At 43.5% G+C, this 26986-nt stretch carries 26 protein-coding genes; 17 read left to right on the forward strand and 9 right to left on the reverse strand.

The window, feature by feature from the left end; translation table 11 throughout:
• Positions 1–41 precede the first annotated feature (41 nt).
• From OGM16_11030 to OGM16_11040, 3 genes are read right to left on the reverse strand one after another with little or no spacing between them, the layout of a single operon-like run.
• On the reverse strand, positions 42–1358 hold the full coding sequence (locus OGM16_11030; GenBank protein UYJ45359.1) for a YgeY family selenium metabolism-linked hydrolase: 1317 nt from the start codon (positions 1356–1358) through the stop codon (positions 42–44).
• Between the two features lie 47 nt (positions 1359–1405).
• Complete coding sequence (gene dpaL / locus OGM16_11035; GenBank protein ID UYJ45360.1) at positions 1406–2614, reverse strand: diaminopropionate ammonia-lyase; 1209 nt, start codon at positions 2612–2614, stop codon at positions 1406–1408.
• Between the two features lie 46 nt (positions 2615–2660).
• Positions 2661–3317 (reverse strand): helix-turn-helix transcriptional regulator, encoded by a 657-nt coding sequence (locus OGM16_11040; protein UYJ45361.1) that lies wholly within the window; start codon positions 3315–3317, stop codon positions 2661–2663.
• Between the two features lie 246 nt (positions 3318–3563).
• On the opposite strand from OGM16_11040, the gene ssnA reads away from it, so the two are divergent.
• The 4 genes from ssnA (at position 3564) to hydA (ending at position 9844) form a co-directional block, all read left to right on the forward strand.
• Positions 3564–4895: a putative aminohydrolase SsnA gene (gene ssnA, locus OGM16_11045; GenBank protein ID UYJ45362.1), complete on the forward strand. Its 1332-nt coding sequence runs from the start codon at positions 3564–3566 to the stop codon at positions 4893–4895.
• A gap of 163 nt (positions 4896–5058) precedes the next feature.
• The gene (ygfK, locus tag OGM16_11050; GenBank protein ID UYJ45363.1) at positions 5059–8046 is read left to right on the forward strand and encodes a putative selenate reductase subunit YgfK; all 2988 of its coding nucleotides are present in this window, start codon (positions 5059–5061) and stop codon (positions 8044–8046) included.
• Positions 8047–8160: 114 nt separating this feature from the next.
• Complete coding sequence (locus OGM16_11055) at positions 8161–8442, forward strand: DUF3343 domain-containing protein (GenBank protein UYJ45364.1); 282 nt, start codon at positions 8161–8163, stop codon at positions 8440–8442.
• Between the two features lie 19 nt (positions 8443–8461).
• Positions 8462–9844, forward strand: a complete 1383-nt coding sequence (hydA, locus tag OGM16_11060; GenBank protein ID UYJ45365.1) for a dihydropyrimidinase — start codon at positions 8462–8464, stop codon at positions 9842–9844.
• A gap of 110 nt (positions 9845–9954) precedes the next feature.
• Here hydA and OGM16_11065 read toward each other — a convergent pair whose 3' ends face one another.
• The 5 genes from OGM16_11065 to OGM16_11085 all read right to left on the reverse strand — a co-directional run bounded on the left by OGM16_11065 (position 9955) and on the right by OGM16_11085 (position 15816).
• A complete protein-coding gene (locus OGM16_11065; protein UYJ45366.1) occupies positions 9955–10443 on the reverse strand; it encodes a 4Fe-4S binding protein in 489 nt (162 codons plus the stop codon).
• 2 nt (positions 10444–10445) lie between these two features.
• Complete coding sequence (gene xdh, locus OGM16_11070) at positions 10446–13034, reverse strand: selenium-dependent xanthine dehydrogenase (GenBank protein UYJ45367.1); 2589 nt, start codon at positions 13032–13034, stop codon at positions 10446–10448.
• Between the two features lie 235 nt (positions 13035–13269).
• The gene (locus tag OGM16_11075; GenBank protein UYJ45368.1) at positions 13270–13887 is read right to left on the reverse strand and encodes a DUF1836 domain-containing protein; all 618 of its coding nucleotides are present in this window, start codon (positions 13885–13887) and stop codon (positions 13270–13272) included.
• Between the two features lie 226 nt (positions 13888–14113).
• The gene (locus OGM16_11080) at positions 14114–15163 is read right to left on the reverse strand and encodes a site-specific integrase (protein ID UYJ45369.1); all 1050 of its coding nucleotides are present in this window, start codon (positions 15161–15163) and stop codon (positions 14114–14116) included.
• Positions 15164–15249: 86 nt separating this feature from the next.
• The gene (locus tag OGM16_11085; GenBank protein ID UYJ45370.1) at positions 15250–15816 is read right to left on the reverse strand and encodes a helix-turn-helix domain-containing protein; all 567 of its coding nucleotides are present in this window, start codon (positions 15814–15816) and stop codon (positions 15250–15252) included.
• Positions 15817–15957: 141 nt separating this feature from the next.
• Between OGM16_11085 and OGM16_11090 the strand changes: the two genes are divergently transcribed.
• From OGM16_11090 to OGM16_11145, 12 genes are all read left to right on the forward strand, one after another.
• Positions 15958–16146 carry a helix-turn-helix domain-containing protein gene (locus tag OGM16_11090; protein UYJ45371.1) on the forward strand — a complete coding sequence of 63 codons (189 nt, stop codon included), beginning with the start codon at positions 15958–15960 and terminating at the stop codon, positions 16144–16146.
• 66 nt (positions 16147–16212) lie between these two features.
• Positions 16213–16593 (forward strand): hypothetical protein, encoded by a 381-nt coding sequence (locus OGM16_11095; GenBank protein ID UYJ45372.1) that lies wholly within the window; start codon positions 16213–16215, stop codon positions 16591–16593.
• Positions 16565–18484, forward strand: a complete 1920-nt coding sequence (locus OGM16_11100; GenBank protein UYJ45373.1) for a bifunctional DNA primase/polymerase — start codon at positions 16565–16567, stop codon at positions 18482–18484. Before OGM16_11095 ends, OGM16_11100 begins: the two co-directional genes overlap by 29 nt.
• A gap of 111 nt (positions 18485–18595) precedes the next feature.
• A complete protein-coding gene (locus OGM16_11105) occupies positions 18596–18742 on the forward strand; it encodes a hypothetical protein (protein ID UYJ45374.1) in 147 nt (48 codons plus the stop codon).
• Positions 18739–18921, forward strand: a complete 183-nt coding sequence (locus OGM16_11110) for a hypothetical protein (GenBank protein ID UYJ45375.1) — start codon at positions 18739–18741, stop codon at positions 18919–18921. Before OGM16_11105 ends, OGM16_11110 begins: the two co-directional genes overlap by 4 nt.
• A 113-nt stretch (positions 18922–19034) precedes the next feature.
• Positions 19035–19325, forward strand: a complete 291-nt coding sequence (locus tag OGM16_11115) for a hypothetical protein (GenBank protein UYJ45376.1) — start codon at positions 19035–19037, stop codon at positions 19323–19325.
• A 137-nt stretch (positions 19326–19462) separates the two neighbouring features.
• The gene (locus OGM16_11120; protein UYJ45377.1) at positions 19463–19618 is read left to right on the forward strand and encodes a hypothetical protein; all 156 of its coding nucleotides are present in this window, start codon (positions 19463–19465) and stop codon (positions 19616–19618) included.
• A gap of 23 nt (positions 19619–19641) precedes the next feature.
• Positions 19642–19782, forward strand: coding sequence for a hypothetical protein (locus OGM16_11125; protein ID UYJ45378.1), 141 nt, complete (start codon positions 19642–19644; stop codon positions 19780–19782).
• 30 nt (positions 19783–19812) lie between these two features.
• Positions 19813–20169, forward strand: coding sequence for a hypothetical protein (locus OGM16_11130; GenBank protein ID UYJ45379.1), 357 nt, complete (start codon positions 19813–19815; stop codon positions 20167–20169).
• A gap of 285 nt (positions 20170–20454) precedes the next feature.
• On the forward strand, positions 20455–20898 hold the full coding sequence (locus tag OGM16_11135; GenBank protein ID UYJ45380.1) for a hypothetical protein: 444 nt from the start codon (positions 20455–20457) through the stop codon (positions 20896–20898).
• 13 nt (positions 20899–20911) lie between these two features.
• A complete protein-coding gene (locus tag OGM16_11140; GenBank protein UYJ45381.1) occupies positions 20912–21754 on the forward strand; it encodes a hypothetical protein in 843 nt (280 codons plus the stop codon).
• Positions 21755–22008: 254 nt separating this feature from the next.
• Entirely contained in the window at positions 22009–22884 is an 876-nt protein-coding gene (locus OGM16_11145) for a sigma-70 family RNA polymerase sigma factor (protein UYJ45382.1), read from the forward strand.
• A gap of 922 nt (positions 22885–23806) precedes the next feature.
• On the opposite strand, the gene OGM16_11150 is transcribed toward OGM16_11145, so the two are convergent.
• Positions 23807–25123 carry an IS110 family transposase gene (locus OGM16_11150; GenBank protein ID UYJ45383.1) on the reverse strand — a complete coding sequence of 439 codons (1317 nt, stop codon included), beginning with the start codon at positions 25121–25123 and terminating at the stop codon, positions 23807–23809.
• Between the two features lie 370 nt (positions 25124–25493).
• Here OGM16_11150 and OGM16_11155 point away from each other — a divergent pair, with 370 nt between their 5' ends.
• Complete coding sequence (locus OGM16_11155) at positions 25494–26930, forward strand: extracellular solute-binding protein (GenBank protein ID UYJ45384.1); 1437 nt, start codon at positions 25494–25496, stop codon at positions 26928–26930.
• Positions 26931–26986: the final 56 nt, after the last annotated feature.

Here is a 26986-nt window from a genome sequence, read left to right on the forward strand (position 1 = left end):
CGCAGCCCCGAAGGGCCACGCAGACTGGCTAAAATAATTGATTACTTGCAGTAAACAGTTGGAAGAGCTGCATATACAGCTGCACAGGTTACCAGATCCTGCTTCCAGGTCTTTTCGTTCGGAGCATGAGCCTGAGCTTCTGCGCCTGGTCCAAATCCGATGCAAGGGATTCCGTTACGTCCCATGATGGATACGCCGTTGGTAGAGAAGGTCCACTTGTCAGTCAGAGGACGAGCAGTTCTCATAGCCAGAGTTTCCTCAGCACCGATACGCTCTTCACCGTACAGGTTGTGGTAAGCTTCTTCCAGAGCCTTGGTTACATCATGATCCTTCGGGATTACCCATGTTGGGAAGTAGCACTCGATTGGATATACCAGATCAGTGTAGGAAGGACGATTGTATTCGTACATGGAAACTTTAACGTCCTCGCCGTACTTCTTAACAGCCGGAAGGGCACGGATCTCGTCTAAGCAGCTTTCCCATGTTTCTCCGGCAGTCATACGACGGTCAAGAGATACTGCACAGGAGTCAGCAACTGCACAACGGCTTGGGGAGGTGAAGAAGATCTCGGATACAGTTACAGTACCACGTCCAAGGAAGTTAGCCTCTTCCCATTCTGGATTGTATTTCTTGTCTAACATCTTAACAAGGCCCTTAATTTCCTTGTCATCAGCTGCGTCATTTTCATTCAGAGCGCGAACGTCCTGAAGGATGTCAGCCATCTTGTAGATAGCGTTGTCACCACGCTCTGGAGCGGAACCATGGCAGGAAACGCCCTTAACGTCAATACGGATTTCCATACGTCCTCTCTGTCCACGGTAGATACCGCCATCAGTTGGCTCTGTGGAAACTACGAATTCAGGACGTACTTTGTCTTCGTTGATGATATACTGCCAGCACAGACCGTCACAGTCTTCTTCCTGAACAGTACCGGTTACTAATACAGTGTACTTGTCAGACAGCATGCCTAAGTCTTTCATGATCTTAGCACCGTAAACAGCAGATACGATACCGCCACACTGGTCAGATACACCACGGCCGCCGATCTCGGTCTCGTTCTCATATCCCTCATAAGGATCGAAGTTCCAGTTATTTCTATTACCAATACCTACAGTATCGATATGAGCATCAAATGCGATCAGGGTTTTTCCGGTTCCCATATAGCCAAGTACGTTGCCCATTGGGTCGATCTCAACTTTGGTGAAGTCTAACTTTCTCATTTCTTCTGCGATGCGGGTGATGTGAGCCTTTTCGTCACAACTCTCACCTGGGTTCTTAACGATCTCACGTAAGAACTTAGTCATATCTTTCTGATAATTCTGAGCTGCTTCTTTGATTTTTGCGTAATCCAGATTCATTTTAAATATCCTCCTCTTGTTTTGCAATTACTTTTGATGGTTAATAGTTATTTGTCAAGGCCTTTCCATACAATGTTCTTGTAACGATCAGGATCGGTATCGCCCTCTGTAGAGAAGAGCAGTACCTTGGAGTTTTCATCCAGGCCAATGTCAGTTCTTAAATCTTTGTATTCGTCCATGGTCATCATAGCTGCTAATGCACCGAATGGAGCAGCACCGGACTCACCGGAAGTGATCGGAGCATCGCCTTTAACAGGAGCAGCTAACATACGCATACCATTTGCAGCAACCCAGTCAGGAGCAGCAATGAATACTTTTACATGGTTCTTTAAGATGTCCCAGGAAATGGTGTTCGGTTCACCACATGCAAGACCTGCCATGATGGTCTGCATATCGCCGTCTACAATGCGGATGTCTCCATCACCGGCAGCAGCACCCTTGTAAAGACATGCAGCAGCTTCAGCCTCAACAACTACGAATGTAGGTAAGTTGTCAGCATACAGGTTGGAGAAGTAACCAACAACTGCACCGGCTAAGGAACCAACACCGGCCTGTACGAAGATGTGGGTAGGACGATCACATCCCTGAGCCTTTAACTGTTCACCAGCTTCCATTGCCATGGTGCCGTATCCCTGCATGATCCATGCCGGGATCTCTTCGTAGCCGTCCCATGCAGTATCCTGTACGATAACGCCTCTAGGGGTTTCATCAGCTTCCTTAGCAGCAAGACGGACACAGTCATCATAGTTTAATTCCTGGATGTCTACCTGGGCGCCTTCTTTAGCAATGTTCTGAAGACGGGTCTGGGTAGTTCCCTTAGGCATATGTACAACTGCCTTCTGTCCAAGACGGTTAGCAGCCCATGCAACGCCGCGGCCGTGGTTGCCATCTGTTGCAGTAAAGAAAGTAGCCTGTCCGAATTCTTTTCTTAACTGCTCGGAAGTAAGTACGGAATAAGGAAGTTCAGAAACATCCTTTCCAGTCTCCTTTGCAATGTAACGGGCCATTGCAAAAGAACCGCCCAGTACCTTAAATGCGTTCAGACCGAAACGGTAAGACTCATCCTTTACATATACTTCCTTGATTCCTAAATAGGAAGCCATGTTAGGCAGCTTGGTTAATGGTGTTTCGCTGTACTGAGGAAAGCTCTCGTGGAAAGTACGCGCCTTTTTGATCTCCTCAAGTCCCATAATTGGAAGGTTTTTGTCATCTGTTTTAGGCATCTTGTTTACTGCCCACAGAATCTTCTGATCCATGTTACTGTATCCTCCTTAAAATTTTTGGTTTTTAAATTTTTAGTGCTTAAGATGATTTACGACTGTTTACATCAATGTAACTGTACAGAGTAAATTTGGAAATTCCAAAATACTTGGAGACCTTGTCTCCAGATTTTGTTATGAGAAAAGCGCCTGCATCATTCAAAAACTGAATGGCGGTTACTTTTTCTTCCTTATTCATAAGTGCTGCAGGTTTTCCAACCAGAGCTACGGACTGTTCGATCAGATTGTCCAGAAGATCATTTACATTGTGTACGATCTGTTCTGGCTGCTGTCTGTTATCACTGGGGTCTTCTGTTGTACTGATAAGAGCCTTGATGGATCTTTCAATGGTCATCAGCCCTGTGATATCGTAGTTGATGGAAAAAATATAATCTACAGCAGAATCTTCAGGATTTCTTATAAAAAACGTACTGGATTTTAAAATCTTACCATTTGATGTGCGGGTAAGATAACCTAGATGGTCTTTCAGTAAAGCCGGATCCTTATGCAGGGTTTCCAGAACTACCTTAGACGGTCCGTCGCCTTCACGCCGGTTGGTAATATGACCGTTGTTAATATGAACAACGGAATGCTCCAGGTCGTGGCGTTTTAAGTCGTGGATCACGATCTCGCAGTCTGGTCCGAACTGTCTTGCAAGGCCGTCTGCAATCTGTTCAAGCAGTCCAAGTGTGTATGCCATGAACAACCTCCTCATTTCGGACTTTTATAATATGATATGGTAACTTTGTACAATAAACAATCTGCAAAACATTTCTGTGTTGTTTATGATTCCATAATAGCACAAAAAAAATAGATTGCAATAGTTTTTTACAAAAAAATTTTGTACAACTAAAAAAAATTGTATTTTTCCCTTGCAAATGCTATTTTCAGGTGTTAATATAAAGGTACGACAACATTGATATTAATAGGAAAAGGAGAGAGCCATATGTTGATCATTGGAAACGGACGTCTGGTTACAAGAGATGCCGGACAGCCATTTTTCGAAAATGGAGCAGTAGCAATTGACGGAACTACTATTAAAAAAGTAGGGACTCTGGATGAGATCAAAAAAGAGTTCCCGGAAGCTGAGTTTGTAGACGCTAAGGGGGGCGTTATCATGCCGGCTTTCATTAACACACATGAGCATATCTACAGTGCGATGGCAAGAGGCTTAAGTATTAAAGGATATGATCCTCATGGATTTTTGGATATCTTAGACGGATTGTGGTGGACTATCGACCGCCATCTGACCAACGAACAGACACGTCAGAGCGCAAGGGTTACTTTCATCGACAGTATTAAGAATGGTGTTACCACCGTATTTGACCATCATGCAAGCTTTGGCCAGATCAAGGACAGCCTGTTTGCGATTGAAGATGCGGCAAAAGAATTTGGTGTAAGAGCTTGTCTGTGTTATGAAGTATCTGATCGTGACGGTATGGACAAATCCAGAGAAGCTGTGTTAGAGAATGCAAGATGGATCAAGCATGCATTAGCTGATGAAACAGATATGTTTGCAGGTATGATGGGTATGCATGCGCAGTTTACCATTTCAGATGAGACTATGGAATTTGCTGCTGCAAACAAGCCGGAAGAAGTCGGATATCATATTCATGTTGCAGAAGGTATTGAAGATCTTCATGACTGCTTACATAAATATGGAAAGCGCATTGTGGATCGTTTATACGACTGCAATATCTTAGGAAGCAAGACCTTACTTGGCCACTGCATCTACGTAAATCCACATGAGATGGAACTGATCAAGGCAACTGATACCATGGTAGTACACAACCCTGAATCCAACATGGGTAATGCCTGCGGATGCCCTCCAACTATGGAGATCGTTCACAGAGGTATTTTAACAGGTCTCGGAACAGATGGTTATACACAGGATGTCTTGGAATCTTATAAGGTAGCAAATGTGCTCCACAAACATCATCTGTGTGATGCAAATGCAGCATGGAGCGAAGTTCCACAGATGCTCTTTGAGGGAAATGCAAAGATCGCAAACCGTTACTTCAAGAAGCAGTTAGGCGTATTAAAAGAAGGCGCAGCAGCAGATGTGATCGTTGCGGATTATGTACCGAGAACACCTATGGATGCTTCTAATATCAACAGCCACATCTTATTTGGTATGACCGGACGCAGTGTTGTGACAACAGTATGCAACGGTAAAGTCTTAATGAAAGACAGAGAACTGATAGGAATTGATGAAGAAAAGGTTCTTTATGAAGTAAGGGAAGAAGCTAAGAAGCTGGAACGTTCCATTAACGGTTAAATAAAGTAAATATTACAGTTTAATTGTTGTAAATTAGTAAGTAATAGCCGATTACAGGGCGGCGGGAAAACAGCACACCGGAGTATCCGGGCGGCTGAGCCGTTGAAAGATAAAAACGGTGCTGGGACCTGATCGGGTGCTATATATAAGGAGGAAATAGAATATGAGCGATATTATGACACCCATTCCCTTTGGAAAAATGATGAATTGGATCCTGGAGGAACACAAGAAAGGCGCGATCTTCGGCATCAGAAGACCTTTTGTGGCAGATCAGAGCAAGAAATATGAGATCTTTGGACGCACATTAGAAACACCTTTCGGACCTGCAGCAGGACCACACACCCAGCTGACCCAGAATATTGTAGCTGCTTATGTGGCAGGAAGCCGCTTCTTTGAATTAAAGACAGTTCAGAAGTTAGATGGTGAAGACCTTCCGGTAGCAAAGCCATGTATCAAGGCTGATGATGAGTGCTACAACTGTGAATGGTCCACTGAGCTTTATGTGCCACAGGCATATGATGAGTACGTGAAAGCATGGTTTGCCTGTAAAGTATTAGCTAAGGAATATGGCCTTGGCTCTATGGATGGCTTCCAGTTTAATATGTCCGTTGGTTATGACCTTGAGGGCATCAAACTGGAAAAGGTAGACCGTTTTATTGAAGGAATGAAGGATGCTTCTGCAGCATCAATTTTTAATGAGTGCCGTCAGTGGCTGTTAGATAACCTGGATCGTTTTGAGAACCTGACAAAAGAGGATGTTGAAAGCATCTCCCCTGAAATATGCAACTGTGCAACTCTCTCCACTTTGCACGGATGTCCTCCACAGGAGATCGAGCGTATCGCAAGCTATCTGCTCACTGAAAAGAAGGTACACACCTTTATCAAGTGCAATCCTACTCTGTTAGGATATGAGTATGCAAGAAAATTAATGGATGACATGGGCTATGACTATGTAGCATTTGGTGACTTCCATTTCAGAGATGACCTTCAGTACACAGATGCAGTTCCGATGCTTCAGAGACTGCAGAAGCTGGCAGATGAGAAGGGACTGGAATTTGGTGTTAAGATCACAAATACCTTCCCTGTTGATGTAAAACAGAACGAACTTCCAAGTGAAGAAATGTACATGTCCGGTAAGTCCTTATATGCTCTGTCCATGTCTGTTGCACAGAAACTGGCAAAGGACTTTGATGGAAAACTGCGTATTTCCTACTCTGGCGGTGCTGATTACTTTAATATCACAAAGATCATAGACGCTGGTATCTGGCCTGTAACTATGGCAACTACCATGTTAAAGCCAGGCGGCTATGAGAGATTAGAGCAGATTGGACAGTTATTTAAAGCAAAAGAAGCAGCTGCTTTCACTGGCGTAAGTGCAGAGAAGGTAGAGGCTATGGTAGAGGCTGCAAAGTCTGACAAACACCATATAAAGGCTGTTAAGCCACTTCCATCCAGAAAGGTGAAAAAACCAGTTCCGTTAACGGACTGCTTTATCGCTCCATGCCAGGAAGGATGCCCGATCCATCAGGATATTACCCGTTATATGCAGTTAGCAGGTGAAGGAAAGTACGAAGAAGCATTAAAGGTTATTTTAAATAAGAATCCACTTCCGTTTATTACCGGTACTATCTGTGCACACAACTGTATGAGTAAATGTACCAGAAACTTCTATGAGGCTTCTGTAGATATCCGCAGAACCAAGTTAGAATCTGCGCAGGGCGGAATTGATGCTGTTATGGCAGAATTAAAAGCACCTGCAGTTACTTCTGATAAGAAGGCAGCTGTAGTAGGCGGCGGTCCTGCTGGTCTGGCAGCTGCATACTTTCTTGCAAAAGGCGGCATGAAGGTTACTGTATTTGAGAAAGCAGAAAAGATGGGCGGCGTTGTACGTAATGTGATCCCGGGCTTCCGTATTTCTCACGAAGCGATCGATCATGACGTTGAGCTGGTTCGTGCTATGGGCGCAGAGCTGGTAAACGGCAAAGAAATCACTTCGGTTGATGAATTAAAGAAAGAATATGACTATGTTGTACTGGCAGTTGGTGCTTCAGAACCAGGAAGACTGAGACTGGAAGCAGGCGAAACCATGAACGCATTAGAGTTTTTGGCACAGTTTAAGGCAACTGACGGTAAGGTAGATTTAGGTAAGAACGTTGTTGTTATCGGTGGCGGCAATACAGCTATGGATACTGCAAGAGCTGCAAAGCGCAATGCAGGAGTAGAGAAAGTATCTCTGGTTTACAGAAGAACCAAGAGATATATGCCAGCGGATGAAGAAGAATTAGTAATGGCAATCGAAGATGGCGTAGAGTTTGCAGAGCTGTTGGCACCTGTTAAACTGGAAAATGGTGAACTGATCTGCCGTAAGATGCAGTTAGGAGACTACGATGCAAGCGGAAGAAGAGGCGTTGTTGAAACTGAGGAGATTGTTAAGATCGCTGCTGACACTGTGATCGCAGCTGTTGGCGAGAAGGTTCCAGGTGCATTCTATGAAGCGAATGGCATTGCTGTAGACGAAAAGAAACGTCCAGTTGTTGACCACAACACTCTGGAGACCTCTGTGAAGGGTGTTTATGTTGCCGGTGACGGTCTCTTTGGACCTGCTACTGTTGTAGAAGGCATCAGAGATGGTAAGAAGGCAGCAGAAGCGATCGTTGGAAGGGATTTATCTGAGGATATCTTCAAGATGGCTGATGCTGAGACTGTTTACGGACGTAAAGGTAAACTGTCTGAGGAGAATGAAGAATCTGACAGCAGAAGATGTCTTTCCTGCAACAGCATCTGCGAAAACTGCGTAGAGGTATGCCCGAACAGAGCAAACGTAACCTTAACAGTACCTGGCATGGACAAACATCAGGTGATCCATGTAGATTATATGTGTAATGAATGTGGCAACTGCCGCAGCTTCTGTCCATGGGACAGCGCTCCATATCTTGACAAGTTTACCTTATTTGCAAATGAAGCAGATATGGAAAACAGTAAGAATCAGGGCTTTACTGTTCTTGACGCAGCAGCAGGAACCTGCAAGGTACGTCTGGCAGGTAATGTAATTGATTATACTGTTGGAACTGCAAATGAAAATGTTCCGGACGGAATCCAGAAGATCATTAAGACTGTAATTGATGATTACAGCTATCTGCTGATCGGTTAATAAAAATATTGTGAAGATACTTTCGGGGCATGGCTTTTTAGTCATGCCCTGATAGTGCTTAACACCAACATCATATAATGTGTGGGGAATCTGAATGAAGGAAAGGAAGAAAGCATGCCCAGAGAAAAGACAATGAAGGTGGTATTTGCGTTTCCCACTACCACCATGGCAATGAAAATGGAAGCAGCTGCAAAAGCAAAAACAGCGCCTGGACGTCTGATCCCGGTTCCACGGCAGATCAGCGCAGGCTGCGGAATGGCCTGGTGTGCACCAGTTGCAGACAGGGCGTTTCTTGAGCAGCTGATCGATGCGGAGCATATCGTAACAGAGGGATGTTATGAGTTGTTAATGTTCTCTCAGAATCTTTCAGGGACTGATTCCCATAGGACATCTTAAAAGAGGAGGCTGGATAAATATGAGACAGATCATTAAAAACGGAACCATAGTTACAGGAGGAGGAAGCTTTCCTGCAGATATTCTCATTGACGGGGAAAAAATCGCAGCTACAGGCACAGCAGAAGAAATCGGAAAGCTAACACAGCCGGGGGACAGGGAGATCGATGCTGCAGGATGCCTGATCTTCCCAGGATTCATTGACGCACATACTCATTTTGACCTGCATGTGGCAGGAACTATAACAGCAGATGATTTTGCTACTGGCACAAAGGCAGCTTTAAGGGGCGGTACTACTACTATTATTGACTTTGGAACCCAGTATCCGGGAGAAACTCTGGCTGAAGGCTTAAAAAACTGGCATGAAAAGGCAGATGGAAAGTGTTCCTGCGATTATAGTTTCCACATGTCCATTACAGATTGGAATCCTTCTGTTTCTAAGGAAGTCCAGGATATGATGGATGAAGGGATTACCTCTTTTAAGCTGTATATGACATACGATACCCAGGTAGATGATAAGACATTATTTGAGATCTTACAGAGATTAAGAGAAACTGGCGGCATTACCGGCGTACACTGCGAGAACAGCGGTATGATCGCAGCATTACAGGAAGAAGCAAAGGCAGCAGGAAAAATGGGTGTTTCCAGCCATCCAAAGACCAGACCGGCAGCTGCGGAAGCAGAGGCTATTGGAAGACTTTTGCGTCTGGCAGAAGTAGTAGATGTACCTGTTGTTGTAGTCCATTTAACATGTAAAGAGGGATATGATGTGATCGCACAGGCCCGCAAGAGAGGACAGAAGGTCTATGTGGAAACCTGTCCGCAGTATCTGCTTATGGATGACAGCCTTTATGAACTTCCTGGCTTTGAAAGTGCAAAATATGTATGTGCACCGCCTTTAAGGAAGAAAGAAGATCAGGACTGTTTGTGGAAAGGTCTGGCAGATGGCACCATCCAGACTGTTTCTACAGATCACTGCAGCTTTACCACAACACAGAAGAAATTAGGAGAAGGCGACTTTACCAAGATCCCAGGTGGTATGCCAGGTGCTGAGACAAGAGGAACTTTAGTTTATACTTATGGTGTAGATAAAGGGCGTATCACAAAAGAGGATATGTGCCGTGTTCTGTCAGAAAATCCTGCAAAACTCTATGGCCTATATCCAAGAAAGGGTGTGATCGCTCCTGGAAGTGACGCAGATCTTGTAATTATGCGTACAGGAGTAGAAGATGTGATCACAGCTAAAGATCAGGTTCAGAATGTGGATTATGCTCCATTTGAAGGTACAAAGGTGACCGGAAGAGTGGAAAGTGTGTTCTTACGCGGACTTCAGGCTGTAAAAGATGGAAAAGTGGTAGAAGAGAAGAAGGGCGAATTCCTGAAGAGAGGAAAATACGCTCTGTAAAATAGGATTAAGTAAAAAACGGATCTGGCAGTTAACTGATGCAGCTGCCAGATCCGTTTTTTATGTATATAAAAAGGTATTTTATGTAAATGGTGTGCACTTGCGAGAATTTATCTCACTTTTGTAAAAATTCCCCGCAAGTCATAGATCGCATGCTGTGGACATTTTACAGCACACATTCCGCAGCTTAAGCAGGAAGCTTCGTCGATCACTGCACAGTTGTCTTCTACATGGATCGCACTGGCAGTACAGGTTTTTTCACAGATGCCGCAGCCGATGCAGCTGACAGAACAGACAGTTCTGGCATCTTTGCCTTTATCTTTGTTGGAGCATTTAACAACAATGGTATTGGCACAGTCATGTAAATGGATGATATGCTGAGGGCATTCTCTCACACATCGTCCGCAGGCGATGCATTTTTCTTCATCTACTTCTGCAATACCGTGTTCATTCAGATGGATAGCACCGAATTTACAGCTTTCCACGCATTTTCCGCAGGCAATACAGCCATAGGAACAGCTGGAGCCTTCTGTTACATGACAGCCGCCATTGCAGGCTACAAAAGCAGAACGATATGGAAATTTCTTTTTAACAGCCATGATTAGAATCTCCTTTCATAAGGTGTTCCCGAAATTGGAAGACTGTAGCGGCGTTCTCCGTCACAGCGATAGTAAGCGTCTGTAATAGCAGGAGCTGTAGGGATAGAAGTGATCTCTCCGATACCGATAGCTCCGCAGGCTACATTCAGACCAGGTTTGTCAATAACAATAGCTTCGATCTCAGGTACTTCATGGGCACGGAAGAGACCTAAAGAACCATATTTTTCAATTGGTTTGCAGTTATCATCAATTGGATAGCGCTCTCTTAAGGCATATCCCATAGACATAACTACACCGCCTTCAATCTGACCTTCGCAGGACAATGGATTTACAGCTTTACCTACATCGTGGGCAGCAACTAATTTTTCAATCTTTTTGGTCTTTGGATCAACAATACACATCTGTGTAGCGTAACCGTAAGCTACGTGAGATACCGGATTAGGAACATCAGCACCTAATGGATCAGTTTTTGCAAGATATTCGCCATAGAATACCTGGCCCTTAAGATCGTCTAAGGAATGATGTTCGCTGGCACTTTTAGCTTCCATTACTTTCTCGCAGGCACGGCGGCAGGCTTCACCTGTAACTAAAGTCTGGCGGGAACCGGAAGTATCACCGGAATCAGGTGCGATCCAGGTATTGCTCCGCTCATAAACGATCTGGTCTCTTGTCAGGTCTGTGTTGGTAACTACCATCTGTACCAGAACTGTACCAAGTCCCTGGCCAATGCAGGAAGCACCGGTATAAATGTGCAGTTTTGCATCATCCTCTACGATCAGTTTTACACGGCCCCAGTCAGGGATACCAACGCCTACGCCGGCATTTTTCATAGCGCAGGCAAGACCAACTGCTTTTCCAGCAGCTACAGCAGCATCATATTCTTCTTTTACAGCATCCAGTGTTTCGACTAGTCCGGTGGAATTATCAACGATCTGTCCATTTGGAAGAACACCGCCTGGACGGATGGCATTGCGGTAGCGGATCTCCCATGGAGTGATGCCAATCTCGTCAGCCATCATATTAAGAAGCGTTTCCACTGCAAAACAGGTCTGTGTTACGCCGAAACCGCGGAAAGCGCCGGCTGGCGGGTTGTTTGTATAATAAGCGGTTCCCTCGATCTCAAAGTTCTCATAAGCATAAGGACCTGCAGCATGGGTACATGCACGTTCCAGAACAGGACCGCCAAGAGAAGCAAAAGCGCCAGTATCAGAAGAAACTTTAGCTTTAACGCCCATGATCTTGCCGTTTTCATCACATCCCATAGTGAAGTCCATAACAAAGTGATGACGTTTTGGATGTACCAGAAGTGATTCAGCTCTTGTAAGACTTACTTTTACAGCGCGTCCTGTGCAGTAGGTCATCAGTGCTGCGTGATGCTGGACAGACATGTCCTCTTTGCCGCCGAAACCGCCTCCTACTAAAGCATTCTGGACTTTTACTTTCTTGCTTCCCAACATAAGGGAACATTCATGAAGCGTGGTGTGGGAAGACTGGTCAGTGGTGATCAGGAAAACATCGCCGTCACTATCCATATAGGAAACAGCACATTCCGGTTCTAGGAACGCATGCTCAGTCCATGGAGTTTCAAAATGATGGGAAATAACGTGTGCAGAATTTTTAATAGCTTCATCGGCGTTGCCGCGGCAGACATGCTTGTATGCCTGTACGTTGGAGGTTTCTTCATCATATACTAAAGGTGCGTTTTCAGCAGCAGCTTCTTCAATGTTATGGACAGCAGGGAGTACCTGGTATTCAACTTTTACCAGTTTCTTTGCTTTTTCAAGAGTATCTCTGTCTTCGGCAACTACCAGGGCAACGGCATCTCCAAGATAATGAGTCAGACCGCCTTCAGGGATCAGTGTATACTGGTCATGTTTTAAGTGGCCTACTTTATTTTCACCAGGAATATCTTTGGCAGTCAGCACTGCTACAACACCAGGAAGTGCCTTTGCTGCAGAAATATCAATAGAAAGCACACGGGCTCTGGGATATTTGCTTCGTACAGCTGATCCGTAGCACATATTGTCAAAGTAGAAGTCATCTGGATATTTTCCGTATCCTAAAACTTTTTCTTCTACGTCCAGGCGATGGACTCTGGAACCGATCTTCCAGTCATCGGTGCTGGCTTTGGGGATCACTCCATCACGCATGATCTTAGCTGCAAGACGGATAGCGGCGATGATCTTTACATATCCGGTACAGCGGCAGTAGTTGTTGCGGATGGCATAGCGGATCTCAGCTTCATTAGGATCTGGATTCTTATCCAGCAGTGCTTTGGTACACATAACCATACCAGGGATACAGAAACCGCACTGTACAGCACCAGCTTCGCCGTAGGCATAAGTGTAAACTTTGGATTCCCAGTCAGTAAGGCCTTCCACTGTAATAATATTGCGGCCTTCTAAGGTGTCCGTGGTAGGAACACAGGCACGACAGGTCTCGCCGTCAATGATAACGGTACAGGCACCGCAGGCTCCCTGACTGCATCCGTCTTTTACAGAAGTCAGTTTCAGTTCATCACGCAGGAAACGTAACAGAGATTGCTTGCGTGTGGTTGTCACAGACTTGCCGTTTACAAAGAATGTAGACATATTTATAAATCTCCTTTCAAAATGGGAACAAATGAGTTGTTAAAACGAATAATAAACCGATCATTTATACTTTCATTTTACCATATAATAAACAAAAATCAATAACAATCTCAAAAAAATTTATGTATATACAAAAAAATTGTAAGCGCTCATTTTGAGGGAGAATAACGAAAATCCCCGATTCTTGAAGATAGGCGAAGTTATCTTCAGAAAACGGGGAGAATAAAATGGTAAATTATTTCTTTTTAGGATCAGGACGTTCTGCGCGGAGCTGGTCTGTCAGCTTCTCGATCATCTGCATTTTCATATAAACATCAAAGGAAAGCTCACAGATAAAAGAAAAAAGCTGAAGGTAATCCCGGTCGTTGTCTTCCACGGAAACATCTTTAAAAGTGTCCATGGCTTTTTCGAATTTAGAGGAAATATCTGCTTTAATAGAGGACATTTCTCCCTCTTCCAGTGTAAAAACTTCCCTGTAAATGTCTTCCAGGGAAAGACTGGAATCATGACTGGTAAAATGTTTCGCAGTAATAGGACGGAACAGTTCTTCAATATCCCGGAAAGATAACAGGCTCTTAAAATAGTAGATAAAGATCAGCATGAGCATGTGTTCTTTGGAATATTTCTTTTTAACAGGTGGCGGGAGAAGATTGTTCTTGGCATAATTATTGATCATGGTCTTTGTAAGGACCTTGTCTTCTTCATACCGTCTGGTGTTCTTTAAATGTTCTTCCATAAAGGTTGTGACCTGATCCATATACAGGTCAATATTAGGGATCTCCTCCGGCTGCACGTGAGTCTGGCTGTTAAGATAGGCGAAAAGACCCTGAAGCCGTTCTTCATTTGTTTTCACTAAAAGTCACCTCGGTCTATGTTATGTTCTCCCGGAGTCTTTCCTGCACCTGCTTTTGTGGCTGACAAAAAATCTTTTCACAAATCAAGTACAGAAAGATTCCGGGAGAACATTGTTGTCATATTGCTATGTATATTATATAGTATTGAAAACTATATGACAAGTAAAAACGCCCTATTTACTATATTTTTTAGCAAACAAGGCGTTAAATGATACTGATTTGATACTATAAGTGCAGCTTTTCTAGCTGGTCAGCTACTTCCCGGTGGCGGTTAGGGTAAAGGTGCCCGTAGATCTTATTGACCATATCTACAGTATCACCGATACGTTCCGCAATTAGGAGCGCGGGAAATCCCATGTTAATAAGCAATGATACATGACTATGCCGGAGATCATGAACACGGATTCTTTTTATCTCTGTGGCTGTAGATCCTTTCGTAATAGCGGTACGTAGCCTGATCGGTGTTACAGGTTGAAAGATTCGGTCAGTTGGTTCCGGTGAATAGATTTTCTGCAGTAGATCCTGAAGCTCTTCAACCAGGAAGTCCGGTATAGTAATAACACGCTTGCTATTGTCAGACTTAGGATCTGTGATAATGTCTGTCCGGTCGTATCTGTGATAGGTTCCGCAGATGTTTATAGACTTCTTTTCTGCGTCAAAGTCCTTAATCTGCAGGGCCAGCAGCTCCCCGCAGCGCATACCGGTGTAAAAAAGGACCTGAAAGGCAGCGTGCATAATAGGATCTATGACAGTTGGTAAAAACTTCTGATATTCTTCCAGCGTCCAGAATGTCAGGCTGCGCCCTGGTTTGCCAATCAGGGGAACGGTACGGCAAGGATTAGACGGTAAATTATAATAGCGTACTGCAAAGTTGAAGATCGTTGACAGGTAACAGTTTGCTACATATTGCGTATGCGGTGCCAGGCCATGCTTTTTTATTTCTCCCTGCCAGCGCCGGACATCTGCGGGCGTGATCTGATCTAACCGGAGTTTTTCCCAGAAGGGCAGAACATGACGCCGAACCAATGACAAGTGTGTTCTGTAAGTTGACTCCCTGGCGTGTTCTTTTAAGTCAGTTGCGTATAACTCATACAGTGTTTTAAAGGTCATATCCGGGCAGCCCTGGAGCCGTGTAAGAAAGTCCTGTTCCCATTCCTTGGCTGTTCGTTGGAGCTTGAAGCCCCGTTTTAGCTTCTGCTTGCGTGTTCCGGTATAGTCTGTATAGTAAAATTTGCAGTACCAGGTACCTGTTTTTTCATCCTTATAGGTAGGCATATCTTTTTTCTCCCTTCAATCAGCTGGCGGGCATGAAATGAAAGGGAAGTATATAAATTTACTTATTTCTGAGTAAAAGTTGTTTATTACAACTTTTCAGATTTATTGATATTTGGAGCCTGATCCTGATTTGGCTCGGGCTCGGGAGTGTCTGGGTCTGTATATTTCTTTATTTCTGTTAGTTCCTTTATACGTTCGCAAGCAATGCGGCGCCCGTTATTGTTCAACTTTTCAAAATCGTTTAAAAGAAATATGGTTTTAACATCGGAATCAACTATATCATGTGCGTGTTTTATGATTTTAGGCCCGTCTTCCTGTATACGCTGTTGCAGGTCTTTTAATGATTTTTTAATTCCTTTTTCAAATTGTTCTGGAACTTTTCTTAGGGCGGTATCTAAAGAATTTTTCATATCGGTTGAAAAATCTTGTCCCCATTCTTCGGGACTGTAATATTTCCAAATTTCAGGGCTTAATTCCCCCAATGTAACGTTCATAGCAGAAGCTATATTTCTCAAGGTATTAATTTTGGGCCTTCTCCGATTATTTTCATATTGAGCAAGATTTTGAGGAGTAGTGCCTAAAAGCGCTGCCAATTCTTTTTGTGACAAGCCTTTAGTTATGCGAGCTTGTTTAATTATTTCGCCTAATGTCATGGTGAACCTCCTTTATTCCAATAGTAACATGCATATCAGTAAAAATCAATCAAAAAGATTTAATAAATACTTGACTAAATCAAAATGATGTATTATCGTATAAGAGTAAATCAAAAAGATTTAGAAAAGCGAGGTAAAAGTATGAAAATCAGTAAAGAAAAGTATTTGCTTGCAAGAGCAAAGGCTTGCATGGGAACTAAAGATCTTGTTGCTGCAGGAATTCCGCGCGGTACACTCGGCAGGGTTATGCGTGGAGAAGTTAGACCAGAAACAGCCGGAAAGATTGCCAAGATCCTGGGCGTTGAGGTAACAGAAATCATTGAACAGTAGTTAAAAAAGTGCTGGCGGGCATGAAATGGGCGGGAAGCCCGACTAATTACAGGAAGGAGCAAAATTATGGGACAATTTCTTACAGCGGAAGAAGTCGGCGAAATTATGGGCTATTCCGCAAGTCACAGCTATTCGATCATCAGGGAATTAAACTCTGAGCTGAAAGCCAAGGGCTACATAATACGAAACGGAAGGATCCCGCGTAAGTATTTCTTTGAGCGTGTCGGTCTGGATCCGGAAGGAGCAGCAACGGACATCACAAAACAGATAACGGATTATACAAGGCTCTGCAAAGAACTTTCGGAGTTGCCAGATAATGCGGAAAGTCCGGAGGCTTATGAACCTACCAGGAGACGCCGCCAAGAGCTTAGAGAGCAGATCGCAGCTAGTAAAAGGGAATTGGATGAGGTATTAAAGAATGACAGACAACAAAGAGCCAGACTTTAAGGAATGGGCTTTAAAATATGCGGCTTTAGGCCTTGCAGTATTTCCACTAAAGCCACATACAAAAGTACCGGCAACACCGGACGGCTTCAAGAGTGCAACCACAGACGTAGAGCAAATAAAAAGCTGGTGGACTGCAGCACCATACAACATAGGAATAGCAACCGGCGCAGCTTCAGGAAACTTGCTGGTTATTGATCTGGATGTGGACAAAGACAAAGGGAAAGACGGAAAACGGGCTGCAACGCAATGGTTGAAGGAGTATGGTAGAGACTTTCCCAAGACTGCAATAGCCAGGACGGGCAGAGGCGGCTTGCATATGCTTTTCTATGGTAATGGTCGTAATAAAACAAACCTGCTGCCTGGTGTAGATGTGCGTGGAGAAGGTGGCTATATAGTAGCACCGCCAAGCATACACCCAAACGGCAATAGTTATCAATGGCTTACAGCATTACAGATTGCCGCAGCAGATGAGACAGTATATGACTTTATCAATCAAAGTGAAAGCAAAGCCAGGAATGCAGCACCTAAAGGGGATGCAATACCGGAAGGGCAACGAACAAACGCACTGATCCGTTTAATTGGCTCTCTTAAGGCTAAAGGGCTGTCTAATGAGGCTATTGAGGCAGCAGTTACGGCAGAAAACAGTAGTTGCTGTAATCCACCATTGACGGATCAGGAGTTAATACACCAGGTATTCCCGGCGATTTACAGAGGATGGGAGACAGAAAGACCATACCATAGGACAACTACTAACGCAGACGGCGCGATAGTACCCGCAAGGCCTAGAGATCATTTCGATATGATAAGCGCTAAAGAGTTGCAGGGCCTTGATATTCCGCCGTTAGAGTTTATTGTGGATGAATTCTTACCTTTGGGTCTAACGCTGTTAGGTGCCCCGCCTAAGTCGTTTAAATCGTATATGTGCCTGCAAATGTGCCTCTGCATCTGCCAGGGATTTGATTTCATGGGATTTAAGACACAGAAATGTGACTGCCTGTATTTGGACTTGGAGAGTACCAGGCGCAGACCAAAGAACAGAATAGATCAGATCTTGCAAGGGGCAGAGGCCCCGGATAATCTTCATATTGTAACAACAACCGGAATAATGGGAAAAGGTTTTGAAGAAGATTTAAGACAGGCAAAAGCAGATTTTCCAGGGCTTAAGGTTGTGGTGGTGGATGTCTTTAAAAAAATCCGACCACCTGCAAAGAAGAGCGTGGATCCATACGAAAGAGATTACGAAGATTATGGATCTATTAAGGCTATAGCGGATGAATTAGGGCTTGCTATTATCTTGGTAACTCATACAACCAAGATGAAGCATCCAGATGATCCTTTTAATGAGCTGTCTGGCTCTTCTGGTACAATGGGCTCTATTGATGTAGCAATGGTAATTAAAAAGGAGAGCCGTGAAGATAAGACTGCGAAACTGTACATAACAGGTCGAGACTTAAAAGATCAATGTTATGAGATAGAGTTTGACAAAGAGGCGTTCCGGTGGAATAAGCTGGGCACACATAGAGAAATGGAAGCAATGCGCCTGGAATGTGAGTATAGAAATAGTCACGTTGTGCAGACCATTATAAAAATTGTAGATCAGTTTAACGGCCACTGGGAAGGAACAGCGCAGGAGCTTATTAATGCAAGTAAGTATTATAAAGGCGCTCAGATTTATGATGACTCTAGACAGGTAGGAAAAGAAGTTCGGAAATTTGCTAAACAGTTAGCTGAGTGGGACTTCATAGAGTTTCATTCTAATGATGATGACCATAGCAAAGGGCGTAAGATGCTTTTTGTTTCTGCAAATCCGTTTGACATGTCCGACACGTCCGCAATGTCCGACACGTCCGCAATGTCCGACACGTCCGCGGACAAGTACGGACATGAGTAGTATTATTTATAGTTTTACATGTCCGTTGGTTAAAGCCTTATTTTATGCGGGATGTGAGATATAACGGACATGACGGACATGTAGGACATTCGTTTTATAAGGAGTGTAAAAATGAGCGATAAAACAAGAACAGGAACCGAAAACGGCAGCAGAATGATCTATGATGTTGGTTGTTATGAGCTGCCAAAGAAGAAGGCACAGACAAAGGCAAAGATGTTTCAATATATAAAATCAAAACGGAAAGGCAGGAGAAAATGACATCAACAGCATTTAGAGACAGGAACAGAACAGCAAACACTAAGAATTATCGGGAGTGGTTGGAAGATCACCGCCTCTTGGTCGAAATGACAGAGGCGGAGGGCTTCACCAGAGATCAGGCTGTGGAAATGGTAAAAGCATATTACCTGTACAGCATTGAAAGTAATATGGGTTGGTAACTAAAAGAAAAGGGGCCCTGTAAGATGCGCCAACACCCTACAGGGCAAGTTATAGCCGAAGCCATGAACCACATAACTATATTACCACGGCCCGGCGGAAAGGGAAAGGTTTTATGAAGTTATTAGATGAAAAATATAGAATCGTAGCAGTTGGGAGGGAATACTGGCCGGATCAGGCAAATCACTGGGTACGCCTGGTTTATTCTCCTGCTGCGGATGCAATTGTAATCAATGATGACTGCCCCTTACTGGATAAGACAGTCGATTTTATCACAACATATCTGGACTTAGACCAGGAAGAAAGGGAAGAAACACGGCGTTTTTCGGATTGTCCTTCATTACGTGGCGTTATGTTAATGCTGGATCAGGTGGCGGAGATACGCAGCAAGAAGAAAACAGCATAGAACGGCCTTTACATAGATTTACAAAAGATATAGTTTCAGACTTGAGCCGCTGGCCACTGCGATAGTGTGGCATTTTACAATAATAACCGATCTGGCAGCCTTACCAACTGCCTGGATCAGAAGGAAAGGGAATAGTTATGTTGAATAAGGAATTATTAAAAATTTATGAGGATAAATTGGAGAACCAGCCGAACATGAGCCCGGATGTGCTCGCAAAATATGAAAAACTGCAGGATGCGATTGAAGAGTACATAGAGGCAGTGAGCAAGAATATATTTTTGTTGGGGTTATGAACTGGGACGGGAGGAACAAAAGCATGATAAAGATCAAAGTTTCGTATGAGCGGCCGGAAGAGCTGCGGAAGGTCCTGGAAAGGCTTAAGCCATATGTAAAGAGCTGGAAGGCTTCCAGGGATCAGAAAGGGCATTTTTTAAAGGCTTATATCATAATGGAATAATTGTGACGTCGCAAACACTGGAGGAAGAAAATGGCAAATTTTAGAATACGAATAACAAGCAGAACCTATATAAAAAGAACTTTAAATAGAATATCTAACATGCTGCTTAATGGGGAAGTTGACCCAAAAGTTGCAAATGCAATTATACTTGCATGCAATACAATGTTAGCAGTAATAAAACAGGATGAAGGAATAAACGATTGCGAAAATGGAGGAAATAGCACTATGAAGAACAGTAGACAGTATAAAATACAATCTTTACTTAGAATGGCGGAAATAACAGATGATGAGGTTAAAAGAAAAGAATGGCTTAGTGAAGCGGAGCGCCTTGTATTCCAGGACGTTAAAAAAGAAGCTGTAAAGGAAGTTTGGGAAAAGATTAAATAAAGGCTTGAAGCCTCTGTTATATGTCTGGTATAATAAGCATAGGCAAACAGAATATTGCAAAGTACCCTCTGCGGTGTGCATAGCTGCAGGGAAGCCTTTGAAAGACAGGCGCGGGAATAGGATAGGCCAGAAATGGCTTTACCTGTTCCTGCGCTTTTTGTTTGCTCTGATCATCCGGTAGTTTGGTGCTGGCATGGTTAAAAATCTCCTTTTCCCCTATGGGCGGCGGGGTAAAGCTGCCCGATCAAAGAGCCGTCCGGGCGTAAAACGGAGAAAGGTAATAACATGGAATATAACACAAACGAGGGCACCCAGGCCGGTAACATGGGGACAGATACAAATGCACAGGGCAACGGGAAAGATAAGTTGTTTACTCAGGATGAAGTCAACAGCTTTATCCAGTCCAGAATGTCAAGGATGAAGGCGCAGGCTTCCAAAGAGGCAGAGTCCGAATATAACAAAAGGCTGGCTGTATTGGAAGCAAGGGAAAGAAAGCTGCTTGTAAAAGAACAGCTCAGTGCCCGCGGAATGTCTGCCGATCTGGCGGAGGTGATCACCTGTACAGACGAAAATGATTTAAAAGCAAAGTTGGATAAGTTACAAGCAATCTATGGCAGTGGCAAGCAGGAAGAAAAACAGCCAACGGGCTTTATTCAGGTTGGTGGGGCTAATGCACCAGGACAGACCGGGAGCGATCCGGTGCGCGCTGCTATGGGGTTAGATTATTAAGAGGTGTAAAAGTATGGCAATTAATTTAGTTACAAGGTATTTGCCGTATGTAGATGAGATTTTCACAAAGGAAAGTAAAAAATCCCTTCTTACTAACCAGGATTTTTCCTGGACTGGTGCGCATACGGTAAAAGTTTATAAGGTTACTACTTCGGCTATGCAAGACTACAGCCGTAATCCAGTAGCAGGCTTTACGGGTTCCAGATATGGAACAGTGGCAGATCTTGACGCGACTACAGAAGAATTTACCTTAAAGAAAGATCGGTCTTTCACATTTGCAATTGATAAGCTGGATAAGGACGAAACAGGCAACGTATTAAATGGAGCCTCTGCCCTTGCCAGGCAGCAGAGGCAAGTTGTTATTCCGGAAGTTGATACTTATGTATATGGTGTTATGACTGCCGGAGCGGGCCATAAGCCAACGCCTGTGACATTGACAGAGGAAAATATCTATACAGAGATTCTGAACGCAGGAAACGCCCTGGATAACGCAGATGTGCCGGAGGACGGACGCCAGCTGGTTGTTACTCCGGATGTGTTCGTTTTAATGAAGCGCTGTAAGGATATTATCATGGAAACCAATATCGGTAATGATCTGAGGCTTAAAGGCGTGATTGCGAACCTGGACGGGGCAAACGTGATTAAAGTACCAGCGGCAAGGCTTCCGAAAGATTTCGGCTTTATGCTGGCTCATCCAGTGGCAACGGTGGCACCTACAAAACTGGAAGATTACAAGATCCATGAAGATCCGCCAGGCATTTCCGGATCACTGGTAGAGGGCCGTATTTGCTATGACGCATTTGTGTTAGAGAATAAAGCAAAGGCAATTTACTATCAGGCGAATAAAACAGCATAAGAGAGCGCCCCAGACGTCCCACGCAGATGATCTGGGGCTTTTTGAAAGGTGAAATGTTAACATTTGTTAAGGTTCGGGCTTTATGCACTCGTACTGCAGTACGAGCCGCTCTGACCGAAATGTTAAGATTTGCTAAGGTTTGGAGGAAAAACAGTATGGAGTTAATCATAAAGCTGCTTGTGATCACAGCAGGAACCTTCCTGGGCCACTGGATCGCAAGGAAGTTAGATAAATAATCCGGGAGGCAACAGGCAATGACAAATGAGCAGCTGGCGGCCAGAATCCGGGCCGGTGAGAACGTAGGTAACAATATGGCTGTCCTGTATGACCAGGTAAAGGATTTTATCCACGCTATGGCTTATAAGTACCATGGTCAGGGAGAACTGGAAGATCTGGAACAGGAGGGCTTTTTAGCACTGTATGATGCAATAGATCACTATGAAGCAGACCAGGGCGTTAAGTTCCTCACCTATGCAAGCCACTGGATCCGGCAGAGGATGCAGAAGTATATACAGAACACCGGAAGCCCTCTGCGCTTGTCTGCAGGCCGCCAGGAGGCTATTAGAAAATACCGGAAGTTCTGCACAGAGTTCCAGGCAGAACAGGGCTGCAAGCCCACAGAAGCCGAATTATGCCGCTCTTTATGGCTTACCCTGGAACAGTTAAGGGAAATACAGTATGATGCCTGTATGACTGCGGTGAAGAGCCTGGACGCACCTATAAAGGGAGCAGAAGGGGAAGAAGATACCACACTGGGAGAACTGGCGGCCTCTGCCGCGGATCCATGTGAGGAGCTGCTTGACCGCCTGGAACAGGAAGAACTTTGCTCTATCTTATGGCAGTGTGTGGACAGTCTGCCAGGGAAGCAGCCGGATGTGATCCGCAGCCGGTACAAAGATAACTTGACCATGAAACAATGCGGGCAGTTCTGCGGGATCAGTGAGGCAGAGGTTAGGAAGCAGCAGTTAAAAGCACTGAGGAGCCTCAGGAGCGGAGAGAACGCAAAGAAGCTCCGGCCGTTCCTTCCGGAAGATGCCTGGATCTATAGTAGCGCTCTGATCGGGAATGGTGTGGAGCGGTTTAATCATACCTGGACAAGCTCAACGGAGCGAGTGGCGTTGGAACTGTAAAATAAATAAGAGAAGCTAAAACGCACCCGAAAATCCTCTGGCTTGGATCGGGTGCGTTTCTTTGTTTTCTGATACTGAAATGATACTAAGAAAAAGAATAGAAAATAAATTAGCCTATAATTAATGAAGAAAAGCCGTAAAAACATAAGAAAAACAGGCGGTAATACAGTTAATAATTGCTTCATGCATATAGTATTGAAAACTATATGACAAGAGAAAACAGATGATTTCCTGAGGGTATTTAAGAAAAATGAGGATATATGGGTCTGCAGCTACAGAAAAGTTAAAATATTAAAAGAAAGTAAAAATGAATAAAGAACTGAAAGAATAATAAAATAAATAGAATAAAATACACAAAACAAACAAAATACACAAAAAATAAATGCATAAAATGCACAAAAATTATTTGACATACATAGGGAGTAATGTTATAATGCATATAACAATATTTCTGATAATATTAGAAATATTGTTATAAATAATATGTAAAAAGCGTGTAGATGGCCCCAAAAGTGAATTGTTTATTTTAAGCCCCTGATGTGCAGATCATTAGAGTGACCGGGGACGCAGGGGGATGTTATTTTTTGCATACTTGCAAAGATTTACTGGACATGGAATGATATAAAGGCTATGATGAATATGTAGTTTTGGTAAACAGGGAAATTTATTAAACCGCATTTTTTCTGAAAAGCAGTAGAAGCTGCCAGAGAATAAATTTATGAAAAAGATTGTTCTCCCGGGATCTTTCTGCAAAGTCTCACAGATCAGGCACAGGGAGATTTTGGAGAACATCAGATAAAAAGTCCAGCTAATAAATGTCAATAGAAAATGGAAAAAAATTTTCTTAAAAAAAGGGTAGGCTGCCCCCTTGGTGAATATATCGTTCTTTTGCAAGAGATTGATTCGTTGGATTTACAGTATTTTATGCAGCTATATCGCATTTAGCAGCATTGTATTGTTTGATGTGCTCTTGTGGAGTGATGATTTCAAAAGGTTTGTTGTCTCTTAGTATTGCAAATATCATGTTGCATACTTTATGTGAAACGGCTCCCATTGCTACGAGCTTTGGTTTTGAATCACATTTCTGGAGATAGTATTCACGAAGAACTGGATTTTTAGCTTTTCCATTACGGGAAATACTGATACTTTGCAAGGATAATGTGTGAATCACACGTCTGGCAATAGAAGAACCACGCTTAGACATTTGAACCTTGGTGCCTTCAAATTTGCCGGATTGTTTCACAGCAGGATCAAGACCAAAATAAGCGAAAAGCTGTTTTGGTTTTGAAAAAGCAGAAAAGTCACCAATTTCGCCCATGATGGTTGCAGCAGACAAGAAACCAGCACCTTTGAATGTTTCAATCAAATGAACCTGTTTGACAAATTTAGTATCTTCATTTGAATCAACAAGCTTATGAAGCGATTCAAGAATATCGTTGATTTCTTCATCATATTTACGTATGAAGCTGATATAAAGACGGATACGCTTGATGTTGCTTTCTATGATGTAGCCAAACTGATTTGCATCAGTTGCCGCCTGAATGATGGCATTATACTTATTCTGAGCATATGTAAGCCCAAAGCGAGCTGTTGATTTGATGATATCAATAATCTCTTGCTTGTCTGCTTCAAGAAAAGCTGATGGAGAGGTATAAGTTTCTAACAATGTAAGAGAAGTGTTGATAGTAACCTTGGAAAAGATGCCAAGATACTGTGGAAACGCCATGCGTAATTCACCCTGAAGCTTATTCACATAGGCACTGCGATTATCCATTAAATCGTAGTATTCACGGCATAGGTTACGGCAGTTTAGGGCAAGATCTGATGGCATAAGTGAAACCTTTAAATCCGGTTTCAAGCCAACCAAAGCAGCTTTTTTTGAATCAAAACGATCATTATGCACTTTTCGGATGTTGATGTTTGTGCTATTCTTAGTGATGATAGGATTAATAACGGAGCAGTTAAAACCCTTATCACGAAGATAGCAGAAGAGTGGGTAATGATAAATTCCCGTGGATTCGAGGAAAATGCGACTTTCCAAAGAATACAACTCTTCTGCTTCTTTTATTTTAGAAACAGCGGTTGTAAGGGAATCAATACTGTTATGCAGGATTTTGTAAGGTTTTCCTACGAATTGTTGGTTTGGAAGTGCGATAGACATCCATGAGAAGTCAGCACCGACATCAATACCAACAGAGATGAATAATTCATCAAGATTAAAAATAACTTTGTTTGACATGAGCGATAGCTCCTTTCTGATAGGAATCCATTTCCAATCTGGCAGGTACACAACCTAGCGCGTTATTCGGGTATTGCCTTCCGGCTCCCAACCAGCTAAAACATAAAACCCTGTCGAATGGACTAATTGACTTTCTTGTAGGTATCAGTCACAGAAGTGACTTCCCAAGGAGGCGAACATTCTTTGTCCTATCCTAAGAGATAATACCTTATGTTTTATCTAGTGTCTATCAGGAACCGTCAGACATGATAATTATTATGGATAACATCTGATGAAGGAGGAATCCCTTCTTCTGTTATCTGATTTATAGAAACTTATTAACCAAGTAGTCTTGATTGACTACACCATTATTATACTAGGAGGAAACAACATGAAGAAAAGAACAATGGTAATGGCATTGACTGCAGTTGCAGTAGCAGGAGCGCTGACAGCCTGTGGCGGCGGCACAAAGGATAATAGCGGTGCTGCAGCTGACACAAAGGCAGCTGAGTCCAAGGAAGCAGGTAAGACAGAGGAAACCAGCGCGGAAGCTTCTGAGGAAAAGAAAGTATTCCCGGCTGGTACTGTAACTGTATATGCAATGGGAAATCCGCAGTACAGACAGCAGTGGTTTGAAACCTGGCTGGATAATCACAGAGATATTGCTCCGGATGTTAAGATTGAATTTGTACAGACAAAAGGCACTGCTGATATCCGTGAGAAGATCACTATGACTGCGCTTTCTGGTGCTACCGATGATCTTCCGGATGCAGCTATGTTAGACCCGGTTACTATACAGGATCTTTCAAAAGCAGGCTTATTAAAGGATGAAACAGAATATCTGACCCCACTCCTTGACAAAATGGTAGACGGGGCAACCGCAGATGCTACTATCGGTGGTCATATTTATGCGCTTCCTGATTCTGTAAGACCTCAGGTTCTGTTCTATAACAAGGCTATTTTTGATGAGTACGGCATTGATCCGGAGATGATGAAGACCATGGACGGCTACATCGAAGCAGGACGTCAGTTAAAGGAAAAGAGCAACGGAGAAGTTTACTTATCCTATATTGATCCAACCAGCAAGACCTGGAGATATTGGGGACGCCGTGGTTTAATGCCATCTGCAGGCGCAAGGATCTGGGATGAGAACGGCGAAGTTGTGATCGGTTCTGATGAAGGAACCAAAAAAGCATTAGGTGCCTTGGATACTATGAATACAGAAGGACTTCTGTTAAAGACAACTATTATGGAACCTGCTCTGTATGACGCAATCAACAAAAAGCAGGTTGCAACTTTCTGTATCGGCGCTTTCTGGGATGAATTCATGCGTAAGAACTGCGAAGCTACCAAGGGTGACTGGAGAGTTATGTCTGCACCTGAATTTGAAGGCGTAAATAAAGCAGGTGCTCCTGTTTCACAGTACATGGCCATCATTGAAAAGGGTGACAATCCATATTCTGAACTGTTCCGTATGATGTGGTATGATTTTACCTTTGATGGAGAAGCAAAAGAAGAGTGGGTTAAGTCTATGGAAGCACAGAATGCTCCTTATTCCAACCCAGTTTCCAAAGAACTGTTACAGTCTGATTTCTGGAAAGAACCATCTGAGTTTTATGGTGGAATGTCCTTCCGTGAAATGGAAGGCAAGTGCCTGGAAAATGGTGCAGAGAACCTGGTTGTAACTCCACAGGATGCAGAGGCAGATGAGATCATTTCTGCAGAATTAGAGAATTACGTTGCAGGTAACCAGACCATGGATGAAGCGATTGCAAACATGGACAAGAACTTAAAAGCTAAGATCGGAAAAGCTGAGATCGTTCAGTAATCCAGAAGATTATTTATAAGCAGCCAGGCGGTTTACTTACAGAAGACCGCCTGGTG

The organism is Lachnospiraceae bacterium (assembly GCA_025758065.1).
GTDB lineage: Bacteria > Bacillota > Clostridia > Lachnospirales > Lachnospiraceae > Enterocloster.

Coding starts and splice junctions, on each gene's coding strand:
- OGM16_11145 (UYJ45382.1), top strand. CDS start 22,009: ATGACAAATGAGCAGCTGGCGGCCAGAATCCGGGCCGGTGAGAACGTA.
- ssnA (UYJ45362.1), top strand. CDS start 3,564: ATGTTGATCATTGGAAACGGACGTCTGGTTACAAGAGATGCCGGACAG.
- hydA (UYJ45365.1), top strand. CDS start 8,462: ATGAGACAGATCATTAAAAACGGAACCATAGTTACAGGAGGAGGAAGC.
- OGM16_11090 (UYJ45371.1), top strand. CDS start 15,958: ATGAAAATCAGTAAAGAAAAGTATTTGCTTGCAAGAGCAAAGGCTTGC.
- OGM16_11040 (UYJ45361.1), bottom strand. CDS start 3,317: ATGGCATACACACTTGGACTGCTTGAACAGATTGCAGACGGCCTTGCA.
- OGM16_11130 (UYJ45379.1), top strand. CDS start 19,813: ATGGCAAATTTTAGAATACGAATAACAAGCAGAACCTATATAAAAAGA.
- OGM16_11095 (UYJ45372.1), top strand. CDS start 16,213: ATGGGACAATTTCTTACAGCGGAAGAAGTCGGCGAAATTATGGGCTAT.
- OGM16_11080 (UYJ45369.1), bottom strand. CDS start 15,163: ATGCCTACCTATAAGGATGAAAAAACAGGTACCTGGTACTGCAAATTT.
- xdh (UYJ45367.1), bottom strand. CDS start 13,034: ATGTCTACATTCTTTGTAAACGGCAAGTCTGTGACAACCACACGCAAG.
- OGM16_11125 (UYJ45378.1), top strand. CDS start 19,642: ATGATAAAGATCAAAGTTTCGTATGAGCGGCCGGAAGAGCTGCGGAAG.
- OGM16_11115 (UYJ45376.1), top strand. CDS start 19,035: ATGAAGTTATTAGATGAAAAATATAGAATCGTAGCAGTTGGGAGGGAA.
- OGM16_11135 (UYJ45380.1), top strand. CDS start 20,455: ATGGAATATAACACAAACGAGGGCACCCAGGCCGGTAACATGGGGACA.
- dpaL (UYJ45360.1), bottom strand. CDS start 2,614: ATGGATCAGAAGATTCTGTGGGCAGTAAACAAGATGCCTAAAACAGAT.
- OGM16_11030 (UYJ45359.1), bottom strand. CDS start 1,358: ATGAATCTGGATTACGCAAAAATCAAAGAAGCAGCTCAGAATTATCAG.
- OGM16_11055 (UYJ45364.1), top strand. CDS start 8,161: ATGCCCAGAGAAAAGACAATGAAGGTGGTATTTGCGTTTCCCACTACC.
- OGM16_11150 (UYJ45383.1), bottom strand. CDS start 25,123: ATGTCAAACAAAGTTATTTTTAATCTTGATGAATTATTCATCTCTGTT.
- OGM16_11120 (UYJ45377.1), top strand. CDS start 19,463: ATGTTGAATAAGGAATTATTAAAAATTTATGAGGATAAATTGGAGAAC.
- OGM16_11155 (UYJ45384.1), top strand. CDS start 25,494: ATGAAGAAAAGAACAATGGTAATGGCATTGACTGCAGTTGCAGTAGCA.
- ygfK (UYJ45363.1), top strand. CDS start 5,059: ATGAGCGATATTATGACACCCATTCCCTTTGGAAAAATGATGAATTGG.
- OGM16_11100 (UYJ45373.1), top strand. CDS start 16,565: ATGACAGACAACAAAGAGCCAGACTTTAAGGAATGGGCTTTAAAATAT.
- OGM16_11085 (UYJ45370.1), bottom strand. CDS start 15,816: ATGACATTAGGCGAAATAATTAAACAAGCTCGCATAACTAAAGGCTTG.
- OGM16_11140 (UYJ45381.1), top strand. CDS start 20,912: ATGGCAATTAATTTAGTTACAAGGTATTTGCCGTATGTAGATGAGATT.
- OGM16_11110 (UYJ45375.1), top strand. CDS start 18,739: ATGACATCAACAGCATTTAGAGACAGGAACAGAACAGCAAACACTAAG.
- OGM16_11065 (UYJ45366.1), bottom strand. CDS start 10,443: ATGGCTGTTAAAAAGAAATTTCCATATCGTTCTGCTTTTGTAGCCTGC.
- OGM16_11105 (UYJ45374.1), top strand. CDS start 18,596: ATGAGCGATAAAACAAGAACAGGAACCGAAAACGGCAGCAGAATGATC.